The 12,887-nt window shown below is 59.4% G+C and carries 13 protein-coding genes; 9 read left to right on the plus strand and 4 right to left on the minus strand.

Annotated elements, in window-relative coordinates:
- The first annotated feature begins 28 nt into the window (after window positions 1-28).
- The 6 genes from AX768_RS16675 to AX768_RS16700 all read left to right on the plus strand — a co-directional run bounded on the left by AX768_RS16675 (window position 29) and on the right by AX768_RS16700 (window position 5,964).
- Complete coding sequence (locus AX768_RS16675; protein ID WP_062001253.1) at window positions 29-1,597, plus strand: GMC family oxidoreductase; 1,569 nt, start codon at window positions 29-31, stop codon at window positions 1,595-1,597.
- Window positions 1,598-1,660: 63 nt separating this feature from the next.
- Window positions 1,661-1,984: a ribbon-helix-helix domain-containing protein gene (locus AX768_RS16680; RefSeq protein WP_062002276.1), complete on the plus strand. Its 324-nt coding sequence runs from the start codon at window positions 1,661-1,663 to the stop codon at window positions 1,982-1,984.
- Between the two features lie 3 nt (window positions 1,985-1,987).
- Complete coding sequence (locus tag AX768_RS16685; RefSeq protein ID WP_062001254.1) at window positions 1,988-2,323, plus strand: c-type cytochrome; 336 nt, start codon at window positions 1,988-1,990, stop codon at window positions 2,321-2,323.
- Window positions 2,324-2,451: 128 nt separating this feature from the next.
- Complete coding sequence (locus tag AX768_RS16690; RefSeq protein ID WP_062001255.1) at window positions 2,452-3,885, plus strand: MFS transporter; 1,434 nt, start codon at window positions 2,452-2,454, stop codon at window positions 3,883-3,885.
- Between the two features lie 52 nt (window positions 3,886-3,937).
- Entirely contained in the window at window positions 3,938-5,137 is a 1,200-nt protein-coding gene (locus AX768_RS16695) for a CaiB/BaiF CoA transferase family protein (protein WP_062001256.1), read from the plus strand.
- Window positions 5,138-5,139: 2 nt separating this feature from the next.
- Window positions 5,140-5,964, plus strand: a complete 825-nt coding sequence (locus AX768_RS16700; protein WP_062001257.1) for a citryl-CoA lyase — start codon at window positions 5,140-5,142, stop codon at window positions 5,962-5,964.
- Here the strand turns inward: AX768_RS16700 and AX768_RS16705 are convergent.
- The 4 genes from AX768_RS16705 to AX768_RS16725 all read right to left on the minus strand — a co-directional run bounded on the left by AX768_RS16705 (window position 5,952) and on the right by AX768_RS16725 (window position 8,378).
- Window positions 5,952-6,716 (minus strand): IclR family transcriptional regulator, encoded by a 765-nt coding sequence (locus tag AX768_RS16705; protein WP_062001258.1) that lies wholly within the window; start codon window positions 6,714-6,716, stop codon window positions 5,952-5,954. The genes AX768_RS16700 and AX768_RS16705 overlap by 13 nt on opposite strands.
- 251 nt (window positions 6,717-6,967) lie before the next feature.
- On the minus strand, window positions 6,968-7,435 hold the full coding sequence (locus AX768_RS16715; protein ID WP_086386678.1) for an RES family NAD+ phosphorylase: 468 nt from the start codon (window positions 7,433-7,435) through the stop codon (window positions 6,968-6,970).
- A complete protein-coding gene (gene parS / locus AX768_RS16720) occupies window positions 7,432-7,887 on the minus strand; it encodes a type II RES/Xre toxin-antitoxin system antitoxin (RefSeq protein ID WP_062001261.1) in 456 nt (151 codons plus the stop codon). Before parS ends, AX768_RS16715 begins: the two co-directional genes overlap by 4 nt.
- A gap of 68 nt (window positions 7,888-7,955) precedes the next feature.
- Window positions 7,956-8,378: a winged helix-turn-helix transcriptional regulator gene (locus AX768_RS16725; RefSeq protein WP_062001262.1), complete on the minus strand. Its 423-nt coding sequence runs from the start codon at window positions 8,376-8,378 to the stop codon at window positions 7,956-7,958.
- 117 nt (window positions 8,379-8,495) lie between these two features.
- Here AX768_RS16725 and AX768_RS16730 point away from each other — a divergent pair, with 117 nt between their 5' ends.
- The 3 genes from AX768_RS16730 (at window position 8,496) to AX768_RS16740 (ending at window position 12,885) form a co-directional block, all read left to right on the plus strand.
- Entirely contained in the window at window positions 8,496-9,350 is an 855-nt protein-coding gene (locus tag AX768_RS16730; protein WP_062001263.1) for an SDR family oxidoreductase, read from the plus strand.
- A gap of 174 nt (window positions 9,351-9,524) precedes the next feature.
- Complete coding sequence (locus AX768_RS16735) at window positions 9,525-11,414, plus strand: phage integrase family protein (protein WP_062001264.1); 1,890 nt, start codon at window positions 9,525-9,527, stop codon at window positions 11,412-11,414.
- A gap of 274 nt (window positions 11,415-11,688) precedes the next feature.
- Complete coding sequence (locus AX768_RS16740) at window positions 11,689-12,885, plus strand: ParA family protein (RefSeq protein WP_062001265.1); 1,197 nt, start codon at window positions 11,689-11,691, stop codon at window positions 12,883-12,885.
- The last annotated feature ends 2 nt before the right edge of the window (window positions 12,886-12,887 follow it).

Genomic DNA, 12,887 nt, shown 5'->3' on the forward strand with positions numbered 1-12,887 from the left:
AACGCGAAAATCTGCCGAGGAGGCAAGCATGGCTAAGTTCGACTACAACGACGACTCGGTCGTCGTGATCGTCGGTTCGGGCGCGGGCGGCGGGACGCTTGCAAACGAGTTGTGTCAGAAAGGCGTGAAAGTGGTGGTGCTGGAAGCAGGCAAACGGCAGTCATCGGCCACATTCATCAACGACGAATGGAAGTCCTTCGGGCAACTCGCGTGGACCGATAAACGCACGACGTCCGGTAATTGGCGCGTCGCAAAAGATTTCCCCGAATTGCCGGCGTGGATCTGCAAGACGGTCGGCGGTACGACGACGCATTGGGCGGGTGCATCGCTGCGTTTTCACGAGCACGAGTTCAAGGCGCGCACGACCTATGGTTCCATCGATCAAGCGAATCTGCTCGACTGGCCCATTACGCTTTCCGATCTTCAACCGTACTATGCGCGCGCCGAGAACAAGATGGGCGTGACGCGCACGAACGGCATTCCGGGTCTGCCGGGCAACAACAACTTCAAGATCATGTACGACGGCGCGACCAAGGTCGGCTACAAGAACTGCAATACCGGCCACATGGCAATCAACGGCCGTCCGCGTGCGGGACGCGGGCAATGCATGCAACTGGGATTCTGTTTCCAGGGCTGCAAGTCAGGCGCGAAGTGGTCGACGCTTTACACCGAGATTCCCGCCGGTGAAGCGACCGGACGGCTTGAAGTGCGTCCCGAGTCGCATGTCATGCGCATCGAAACGAATGCGGCCGGCAAGGCAAGCAGCGTGATCTATATGGATGCGGACGGCAAACCGCAACGTCAGCGCGCACGTGTGGTGTGCGTCGCAGGCAATTCGATAGAAACACCGCGCCTCTTGTTGTTATCGGAATCATCGAAGAATCCTGACGGACTCGCGAACAGCTCGGGCCAGGTCGGGCGCAACTATATGCGTCACACCACCGGTTCCGTGTACGGCGTGTTCAAGGAGCCGGTGCATTTTTATCGGGGAACGGTGATGGCCGGCATCATCACGGATGAAGCCGAGTTCAATCCAAAGCGCGGCTTCGCGGGTGGCTACGAGATGGAAACCATCTCGCTCGGGCTTCCTTTTGCGGCGGCCTTCTTCGACCCGGGCGCGTGGGGATCGGACTTTACTTACTATATGGATAACTACGCAAATACCGCAGGCATGTGGATAGTGGGTGAAGACATGCCGCGTGAGACGAACCGCATCACGCTGAATCACGACGTGAAGGATCAAGTCGGCTTGCCGGTCGCGAACGTTCACTACGACGACCATCCAAACGATATCGCCATGCGCGATCACGCGTTCAAGCAAGGCGAGGCGATCTACGCGGCAGCGGGCGCGGTGAAGACGTTGCGTACACCGCCCTACCCGTCCACGCACAATCTCGGCACGTGCAGGATGAGCGCGAAATCAAGCGATGGCGTCTGCAACAAACACGGCCAGACCTTCGATATCCCCAACCTCTTTATCTCGGATGGCAGCCAGTTCACGACCAGCGCCGCCGAAAACCCGACGCTCACGATTGTGTCGCTGGCGATCCGGCAATCGGATTACATCGCGGACCAGATGAAACGCCGGAGTATCTAGATGCCGGAACGGAGCCGCCATCCGGCGGCTCCGCCTTCGTGGCTTTTTGCAAGGAGCTCGTTCATGTGCAGGATCTACGCGCAAACCGATCCGATTCTCTACGAATGCCGAGCCCGCTCGGTACGCATCAGCGGCGTGACAACCACCATCCGCCTTGAAAACCTGTTCTGGCAAACACTTTCCGAACTTGCCGCGGATAACGACATGACCACCAATCAACTCATCGCCAAATTGCATGAGGAGATCACGCAGCATCTTGGTGAGACGACGAACTTTGCATCATTCCTTCGCGTCACCTGTCTTCGATATCAAGGGCTGAGGGCAAACGCATCGATGGACTTTCGCAGCCACGTGTCGAACAGCGCGGCAGACAAGGTGGTGGGCTAAACGATGAAGAGAGTGCTGATCGGGGTGATGTGTTCGGCGTTCGTGTCGACGGCAATCACGGCCCACGCGGCGCCGGACGGAGCAGCGGCTTTATCGATTGTGCAAAAGAACAACTGCCTTGGCTGTCACGCAGTGAAAACGCAGGTCGTCGGACCGGCATATCAGGCGGTCGCGAAGAAGTACAAGAACGACCCTTCAGCGCCCGACAAGTTGTTCACGAAAGTCCGCAACGGCGGCGCGGGTGTATGGGGCGAAATACCGATGCCTCCCAACCCCAATATCAGCGATGCCGATCTGCATACGGTCATTGCCTGGATACTTGCGGGTGCGAAGTCATAAAACACGGCGATTAGGTAAAACCCCTTATTTCGCATGCCCTCCTCACGCACTAACCTCGCATAACTCATAAACAGAACGGCGTTCTGTTAGATAGAACGATAAAGATGAGACACCCGTAGGAGGGTTCAATGGCAAGTCTGCCAATCGATGCGAACCGTGGATCGCACAAACCAAACGCCGACGCGAAGGAAACCGTGCCCGGCATCAATGCGCGCATCGACCGCTTGCCGGCTACGCGCTCGGTGTGGATGCTTGTTTTCCTGCTGTCCATTGGCGGATGGTTCGAATTCTACGACCTGTTTTTCACCGCCTACGTAGGCCCGGGTCTCGTGAAAAGCGGCTTGTATTCGACAACGACCGCCTCGTTCTTCGGCGTGTCGGGGTTGGGCGCGTTCGTGGCGGCATCGTTCGCGGGCTTGTTTATCGGCACGTTCTTTCTTGCTGGTATGGCCGATAAGTATGGCCGCAAAAGCATCTTCACCGTCTCGTTGCTCTGGTACTCCATCGCAACTCTCGTCATGGCATTCCAGACCACTGCACCCGCAATCAACCTGTGGCGTCTGATTGCGGGCATTGGCGTGGGCGTGGAACTCGTGACCATCGATACCTACGTCAGCGAGCTCGTGCCCAAACACTTGCGCGGGCGTGCGTTCGCATTCGTTCACCTTGTGCAATACACGGCGGTGCCGTCGGTCGCATTTTTCGCGTGGTGGCTCGTGCCGCAAAAGCCATTCGGGCTGGATGGCTGGCGGTGGGTCGTGATCATCGGGGCGCTGGGTGCGCTCGTGGTGTGGGCGATCCGTCAACGCGTGCCGGAAAGTCCGCGCTGGCTCGCGCAGCAAGGCCGTGCCGCGGAAGCAGAACACGTGCTCCATGCGCTTGAAACGAAGGTCGCCGCGCAATATGGACGTCCGCTGCCGGAGCCGGTTGCGACCGTTGAACCGGCGACCACGAAAGCGGCGTTCCGCGAAATCTGGCAGCCGCCGTATCGCAAGCGCGCAATCACCATGCTCGTTTTCAACTTTTTCCAGGCCATCGGTTTCTATGGATTTGCGTCCTGGGTGCCGACGCTGCTCGTCTCGAAAGGCGTCACGATCACGCACAGCTTGCTGTATTCGTTTGTTATCGCAATCTCGAATCCGTTCGGGCCGCTGATTGGCATGGCGATCGCAGACCGTATCGAACGCAAGACGCTGATTGTATTGTCCGCATTGGGTATTGCCGTGTTCGGCAGCTTGTTTGCAACGCAGACATCGCCCGTCATGCTGATGATTCTCGGCGTGTTGATCACGTTGTGCGGCACCTTGCTTTCGGTCGGTTACCACGCGTATCAAACCGAGCTTTTTCCGACGCGGCTGCGAGCGCGCGCCGTCGGTCTGGTTTATTCCATCTCGCGTCTTTCCGCCATGTTCTCGGGTTTCATGATTGCGTTCGCGCTGCGTCACTTCGAAGTGACGGGCGTGTTCGCGTTGATCAGCGCGTCGATGATCCTGGTGATGGGTGCCATCGGCATCTTTGGACCGCGTACGAACAATCGCAATCTGGACGAGATCTCGCATTGACGCCTCGCGGTCAGGTTGTATGGATTTTCGGCTTTAAACAAGAGGGTTTGACATGACGCTTCCGTTAGCTGGAGTGCGGGTGCTGGATTTATCGAATGTGCTGGCCGGGCCGTTTTGCGCCTATCAACTCGCGCTGCTTGGCGCCGAGGTCATCAAGGTCGAACATCCCGAAGGGGGCGATCTGGCGCGCAGGCTCGGCGCCGATAAAGAAGCATCGGCGCGTGACATGGGGGCATCGTTTGTTGCTGTGAATGCAGGCAAGCAATCGATCACGCTGAATCTGAAAGACGCACGCGGCAAGGAAATTCTTCGTTCGCTCGTCAAGACCGCGGACGTGCTGGTCGAGAATTTCCGGCCAGGCGTGATGACGCGGCTTGAACTCGGCTACGAAGCGCTCAGCGAGATCAATCCGAAACTTGTCTATTGCGCTATCTCCGGATTCGGTAAGGATGGCGAACTATCGAAACGCCCCGCTTACGACCAGATCATTCAAGGCATTTCGGGCGTGATGAGCGTCACCGGCGATTCCGAGAGCGCGCCGCTGCGCGTGGGTTATCCGGTGTCCGATACGGTTGGCGGACTCACCGCCGCGTTCGGCATTTGCGCCGCGCTGGTCGATTCACGCGCCAACGGCCGCGGCCGGATGCTGGATGTATCGATGCTCGAAGCCACGCTTTCGACCATGGGCTGGGTGGTATCGAATTATCTGAACGCGGGCGTCACGCCTTCGCCCATGGGCAACGAGAACTTCACGGCCGCGCCTTCGGGCACGTTCAGGACGGGCGACGGTTTGCTCAATATCGCCGCAAACGAAACCAAGCAGTTCGTGAGTTTGTGCCGCTTGATCGGCCGCCCGGAACTGGCCGATGACCCGCGTTTTTCCGAGCGCAACGCACGCAAGATCAATCGGGCGGCGTTGAAGCTGGAGATAGAAACCGCGTTGGCGTCGGACAGCGCAGTGAACTGGGACGCGAAATTCATCGAAGCCGGCGTGCCCGCCGGGCGAGTGATGTCGGTGCCGGAAATCCTCGCGCATCCGCATATGGTCTCGCGCGAGTTCGTGCATGAATTCAATGGCGATGACGCCGCAACCCGCCAACGCGTGACTCGCGCGGGGTTTCGTTTCGCCGATGCCGACACCGCGCCGACATCGCCCGCGCCCGAGCTGTCCGCGAACACGCGTGACCATCTTTCCACGCTCGGTTTCGATGCGGCGGAAATCGATCAACTACGCGCCGAAGGAGTGATCTGAAGATGACGCAAGATTTTGATGCTGCCACGCTTGCCGCGGATTACTGGAGCACATCGATCATCGATATCCATCCGGGTTCGATCAACGTGCGCGGCTTTCCAATCCAGGAACTGATTGGATCGATCAGTTTTCCGCAGATGATCTGGCTGATGCTGCGCGGCGAATTGCCCGATGAGAATCAGGCGAGGCTGTTCGAAGCGGCGCTGGTCGCGTCTGTCGATCACGGGCCGCACGCCCCTTCGATCGCGATATCGCGCATGGCCACGAGTTGCGGTTTGCCGCTTAACGGCGCGATGGCTTCGGCCATCAATGCACTCGACGACGTCCACGGCGGCGCCGGCCAGCAAGCGGTCGAGTTGTACGACTCGATCGTCGCTTTGGAAACCGCGGGCGCCACGTTGAACGATGCCGTCGCGCAAGGCGTCGATGCGTTTATCAGCGAACGCGGCAAATATCTGCCGGGCTTCGGACACAGGTTTCATCCCGTGGATCCACGCGCGGTCAGGCTGCTCGCGCTAGTCGATGCCAGCGTCGAACAAGGCGTGATCAGCGGAAAATATGCATTGGTGGCACGGGGTATCGCAGCGTTGTTGAAGGCGCGCAAGAACAAGCCGGTGCCGATGAACATCGACGGCGCGACTGCCGTGATTTATGCCGAGCTGGGTTTTGCGCCCGAACTTGCGCGCGGCGTGTTTTGTTTATCGCGGGCGGTCGGGATCTTGTCGCACGCGTGGGAGCAGCGCGGCCGCAAGGAACGCAACAAAGGTCCGATGCCGCGGCAAATGGCGTACAAGTACACGGGCAAGCCCGAGCGTCATTTGGCGTGAACTTCGGCGGCGCGACGTTGCGCCTCGCGCAGCGCGCGGGCGTCGCCGCCTAGCGCATCGGTGGCTCGCGCGGCGCAGTCGAACAGCGCGCCGAGATTCCGGTCCACGAAAGTCCGATCGATACGCGAGCTCGGACCCGCAAGCGTGATCACGCCGCGTAAGGTCTGGCGCACGCCGAAAACGGGCATCGATACTCCTGCGGTTTCGCGGTCGCGTTCGCCCATCGATACATAATAAAAGTCTTCGCGAATCTGCTCGAAGGCTTCGCCTTCCTTGCCGCCGAACGCCAGCAACGCCATCCCGCCCGAGCCGCTTTCCAGGGGCAGGACATCGCCTTCACGCACGTGATAACGCACGGCATGCGTCGAATCCACACGATGCAGACACACGCGCACCGCATCATCCCGAACATAGAACGACACGCTTTCGCCGCTGATCTCGGCGAGTTCGCGCATGAGCGGAACGAGGATATCGGCGAGATTCAGGCTGCGTTGATACACCGCGCCGAGCATGAAGGTGGACGGGCCTAGCTGATAGCGGCCATCGTCCAGACGCAGCAGCAAGCGATGCTGGATCAGCGCGCCGGCAAGCCGCAACAACGTGCTTTTATAGAGGCCTGTTCTGGCTGCGAGTTCGGCGAGCGTCAGGGCGTCGTCGTCGGGACGGAAAGCGAACAGGATCGCACACGCACGGTCGATGACAGCAACGCCTTCGCTTTCCTTTGGGCGCGGGTTATCGGCGGGCGTTGGCATGGTGACTTGGCGTGGTGGTATGGAAGGGGAAATTTTACGCGATGCGGGTTGCGCGAGGTGCGGTCGTTTTCGGAGCGAAGGCCCATCGCTTGGTCGCTGATTCTGGATGTTCTGTCTGCGTCGGGCCGTGATTGCTTGAAGGTGCGGCGCGGTCAGACAGTTAGTTGCATTTCCTATTCGACGGCTGGCTCGATGCCGCGCGCATGGACGCCGGTCGCGGCGCGGATCTCGTCATCGCACATTTTGACGGCCTAGTCCTTCGACAACAGTCGCAGAATTCGCCTGTCGTGGCTCACCCGAATCACCTCCGCGATCTCGAGACGAGCCGCGTCGGGATGCGCCGGATTCAGCAGGAAGTTGGTCGCGGGCAAGATGGCGCTTGGCACTTTCAACAACGCAGTCGCTCCGCCGGCAAGCCACTCGGTGCCGGCCGACTGTGTCCATTGCGCATCGGCGCGCCAGTTCTCGGGGGTATCGGCTTCACGCAATTCGGCGACTGCGATGTCGGCGGGGACTTCAACACGCAATAACTGATAGGAGTCCGGCACTCGTTCCGAATGGCTCAGATTCTGGTGAACGAGGATTTCGAGCAAGGCCGAGGCCGGGTGTTCCGCGAGATACACGACCGGCTGCCCCGCGAAATGCCAGCGGCCTGGCGCACGCAGCCCACCGATGCCTCTCAGATCTGCATAGTTGCTGATACGCCATAACTCCATCAGCCGAAGTACCCTTCGTCGAGTTGCACCAGTGCTTCTTCGACCAGGCGCGCGCCGTGTTCGGTGCTAGCCATGTCGAGCGCCGTCTTTCCGCCAAAGCGGCGTTGCGGGCTTCTCAGCCATTGCATCGACTTGTCCTGATTGTCAAAAACCGTGTCGGACTGCGCGACGAGTTTAGCTAGGCGGATGGCTTTGTCGGATTCATCGGTCGAGAGACGTTCCTGATTCTGCCGGCGATGCGTGAGCGTTCGCCGCGGAATGATGAAGCTCAGCTCGTCTGCTTTCAGGCCATGAGCCGACAACCGGTCGATAACGTCAACCGCAACCCGCTCGGCCGCGAGTTCCGCGAGATCCAGTCCGGAGTGGATCGATGCATCGAGCAACTCGGTGAGCAGCGCGAACTCGGCCCGCTTTGGATTGACGGACCCGGTGGGTTTGAAAACGACGGCGGTCATGGTGAAAGTCCTGTTTGGCAATTTGCTCATTCATTATAGGCATTTTGCCGAGGTAGTGCGAGACGTGTCTATATCGACTCGCCAGCGCCTTGGGACGACGCTCGCGCGCCCATGATTCGCGCGAGGTTGATCTCGATCCAGTCAGCCAACGAACTCACTTGCCGTGCGACCTCTTTGCCGAGCGGCGTCAGCCGATAGTCAACGTGTGGCGGCACCACGTCGTACGAAGTCCGCACGACAAATCCATCCGCAGCCAGCCACTGCAACGTCTGCGCGAGCATCTTTTCGCTCACACCGTCGACTTTGCGGCGCAAATCGCTGAAACGACACATTTGTTCATCCAGCAACACCATGAGCACAAGCACGCCCCATCGGCTGGTCACATGCTTGAGCACCTCGCGCGACGGACAGTCCGCCGAAAGCAACTCGCCCCGGCGAACCAGCTCGGACAGAGGCACTGCGTCCGCTGCCATTTCAATGTTGGAATTCATTGATACTTACCTCGGCGTACGTACTTACGAAAAGTTAGTTTATCCGATACCTTGCGGATTCGGTTGTTTCCCGCGCCGCTTTCAATCTCCGCTTTCCATCATTCAAGGAGTCGTCTCATGATCGCTGTCACCGGAGCTACCGGCCAACTCGGCCGTCTCGTTATCGAAGCATTGCTAAAAACCGTGCCTCCAGCGCAGATCGTCGCTGCAGTCCGCAGTACGGAAAAGGCCGCCGATCTTGCGGCTCGCGGGGTCCAGGTCAGGCGCGCGGATTACAACGAGTCCGCCACGCTCGACGACGCTTTCACCGGCGTGAAAAAGTTGCTGCTGATTTCATCGAATGAGCTAGGCAAGCGCGGCACTCAGCATCGTGCGGCTATTGATGCAGCGCGCCGTGCCGGTGTCGAACTGATCGCGTACACCAGCTTGCTTCACGCCGATACTTCGCCGCTCGGTCTCGCCGGCGAACATCGTGAAACCGAAGCGGCGTTGCGCGAATCGACGGTGCCGTTTGCTGTGCTGCGTAACGGCTGGTACACGGAAAACTACACGGGCAGCCTGGCGCCGGCGCTCGAACACGGCGCGATTCTCGGTGATTCGGGCGATGGCCGGATTTCATCGGCGGCGCGTGTTGACTATGCCGAGGCGGCTGCCGTGGTACTGACCAGCGATGCGCAATCAAGCGGCATCTACGAATTAGCCGGCGACACGGCTTATACCCTTGCCGAATTCGCGGCAGAAGTAGCAAAGCAGTCGGGCAAGCCCTTGGCCTATCGCGACATGTCCGAGGCCGAGTACAAGGCGGCGTTGATCGGCGTCGGTTTGCCCGAGCCCGTTGCCGCGCTGATCTCCGACTCCGGGACGGGCGCCGCGAAAGGCGCCCTCTTCGATGACAGCCGCCAATTGAGCAAACTCATCGGCCGTCCGACAACACCGCTGGCTTCGGTCGTTGCGGCGGCGCTGGCGAAGTAATCAGCTTTGAATGCGCGCAGCCCAGATATATGGGCGGCGCGACTTACATCGACACTGCGTTCTCCGAGTCGGCGTAGCGAAGGATACTTATCAGATGTGGCGTTTTTTGTTGTCAAACCAGCCCTACGCTGGTAGCCTCCCTTCAAGCTATTGAAACCAAAGCATAAATAACTCATGTTGGCTGCTCCGAACCCGCCATCCACACGCAACGCCGAAAGCCGTACGTCAATAAAGCGGCTCACGCGCGAGCATTTCGCGTTGTATCGCGGGTATCTGGACGGCGTATCGGTCGAGCAATTGCACGCTACCTATGGCGATGCCACCACCGACGTTCGCGTCACGCGGCGCCTTATCGGGCTTTTGCGCGACACGCTCTCCAGCGCAGCGCGCCGGACTCGGGACGTCGAGGCGACACACCTTCTACGCCTGCGTCCCGGCAGCATCCCGGAACGCATCGCCGAAAGCGTCACGCCGACGCTCGAGGCGTATCGCGAGGCCATCGATCCACACGGATTTCACAGCGAAGCTGAATTGCTCGAGCTTTATCGGGCGGAGTATTCGCAGGAAAACTTCCCGCTTGACCGGCGGGCGTCGCGCAACGCACGGCTGCGGCGCCGGCAGGCTGACGCGCTCGCCCGGATGGAAAGCAGTCTGGTGCAAGCTCCGCAGCCCAGTCATCCTGTATCGAGCTGGCTCGAACCCGCGATCGCCGACCGGTTGCAACGCGCACATATATATACGCTGGCTGATTTGCTGGGGTTTATCGAACGCCGGGGTCATCGCTGGCATACCGGCGTCGAGCGAGTCGGCCCCAAGGCGGCGCAGCGCATTACGGACTGGCTTTCGCTTCACACGGATTCGCTACGTCATACCCTTTCAAAGCGCGCCGTCACGCCCCGTCGACGCTTGCCCGGCAATGATCCGGCGCTTGCTAGGCCTCGCGTAACCGGCATCGTCCCGCTCGAAGCGCTTGAAGTCCCGCACGAACTGGACGGCTCGGCGGGCATTAATCGCGCTGACCAGACTCCCTCGGATGCCGGATTCCTCACCGATCTGCAGGCAATCGACGCGTGGCTCACAAGCGTTCAGCGCAGTGTGCACACGGTCCGAGCGTACCGGCGCGAAGCTGAACGGCTGCTTCTCTGGGCAATTCACACGAAAGAGAAGGCGCTCTCTTCACTCGATAGCCCCGATTGCGCGGAGTATATCGAGAGCTTTTTGACCGATCCACAGCCTGCCGCCCAATGGGTCGGCGGCGGGAAAATCGAGCGGACGCACCCTGATTGGCGCCCGTTTATTGGCGGCCTTTCGGAGCGCAGCCGCGAAACAGCTCGGGCGATTCTGCACGCAATGTGCGAATGGCTCGTGAATCAACGCTATCTGGCAAGCAATCCGTTCGTGTGCTGCGCACCGGTTACGACCGGGCCGCGGATCGACGTCGCCGGACGGTCTCTAAGCCACAGCCAGTGGCGCGCCATAGTCCAGGCGAGCACGCGCGTCCTGTATTCAGGCCAGGAATTGCGGGATTTTTTGGCCTTGAGCCTGGCTTACTCAACAGGATTGCGACGCGCGGAGCTGGCCGGCGCCAGCACCGGCCAGCTCACGCAGGCCACGTCACTTGAACCGGGCGGCGACCGTTGGCATCTGGTAATCATCGGAACACGCCGTTCGGATCGCCGGATCCCAATCCCGGATTCCGTCATGGCCTTGCTGATCGCCAGCCTGCAGGCTCGTGGTCTGCCAGGAAATCCGGCGAAATGTGCATCGGACACGCCGCTGCTCGCGAACTCCCGCACTGGACGCGCTCTTACGCCTGACGGAATCGGACAGATTTTTCGCCGTCTGATTCTGGGGCCGAAGCCGGGAATGGCGCACGCTCTCCTATCTGCAGATGCGAAGTCTCGCAATCCAAGTACACACTGGATCCGGCATACTCACTCACATCATGCGCTCGAACGAGGCGCGGATTGCCGGGAGATTCAAGCCCGCCTTGGCCATGCGCACCTCTCGACCACGCGGCTTTATCTCAGGGCCGCAGCCGTTGGAGCGAATCAAAGCCGGTAAATCGCGCCCTTTTTTGCCCGCGTTCGCCCCGGAAATCACTCATTTCGCCTTGATTCTGCAGATCTAAAGCGGCTTGCGATGCCCCCTTCCGCTCAAGTCGTTTCTCATCTTTTCCCCTCAATCCCATTGCCCGCGTGCCTTTCCGGCTGTCGAGGTGCGGCAAAGTTTACTTGCGTTTACTCCGTATACCTCTTAGTCTTCGGTTACCGTCGGTTCTACCTTTTAAGGGAGAATCCACGTTTTTGGTAGAACCAGCACCACCGGGAAGAAACACATGGATATCAACCTTTCGACGCCGCCTATAGAGGTGACGCCGGATGATCTCGTCAATTTAGCGGCCCGTTCCGCGAAAATGCTCGAGCGAATTCGCACGCAGATGCTTCAACCTTTTCCGCGGAAGGTTGCCCCGGTGTTTCCGAGCGGCAAGCTTCAGGAACTGTGCGGTATAGATAAAGCCCGCTTCTCCTATCTGATCAAGAAAGGTGAGCTTCCGCAAGGGACGCAAGAAAAGCCGGGCGCTGCACGGCAGTTCACGTTGGCCGAGACCATTGAATGGGTGCGGGCTGAACGCAAGCCAAGGCAACGTCCGGAGGGCAAAAAAGGCAAGGTTATCGCCATTGGCAATTTCAAGGGCGGTGTAACCAAGACCACGACATCCATGGTGCTTGCGCAGGGCCTGTCGTTACGGCACGGCCGTCGCGTGTTGCATATAGACATGGACCCGCAGGGCAGTGCGACCACGCTGTATGGAATCAATCCACACGCTGAGATCAATGGCGACCAGACCATTCTGCCCTTGATCGAAGCTTATGTGAGCGGCGAGAGCTTCAGCATGAAGGGCCTTCCAATGCAAACGTATTGGGAAAATCTCGACCTCATTCCGTCCTCCACTGACCTGTTCAATGCTGAATTCATGCTGCCGGCGCGCGTCCATGCGTCGCCGAGCGCCAAATTTTGGAACGTATTGAATGACGGTCTGGAAGAACTCAAGGATGAATACGACTACATCATCATCGATACTGCGCCGACGCTGAGCTATCTCACCATCAATGCGCTGTTTGCCGCTGATGGCGTGATCGTTCCGGTGATGCCAGACACGCTTTCGTTTGCATCGATGGTCCAGTTCTGGTCGCTTTTCTCCGACATGGTTTCCGGCATGAAGCAGTTCGGAGAGTCGGCCGACGAAGCCAAGGTGTTCGATTTCATCGACATCCTCGTGACTCGCATGCCCAACAAGGCTAACGCCTCGATCGTGCGTGACTGGGTTATCACCACGTACGGTGAGCGCGTCCTGCCGGTAGAGATTCCGGAAACGGACCTTGCACGCACGACCACGAACGACTTCTCCACTGTCTACGACTTCCCCAATTACGACGGCAACGCGGCGACGCTACGGCGCATTCGCGTGCCCTACGACCAGGTTGTGGATTTGATCGACAGCAAGGTTTGTTACCTCTGGGACAAGGAGTAAGC

Source organism: Burkholderia sp. PAMC 28687 (assembly GCF_001577465.1).
GTDB lineage: Bacteria > Pseudomonadota > Gammaproteobacteria > Burkholderiales > Burkholderiaceae > Caballeronia.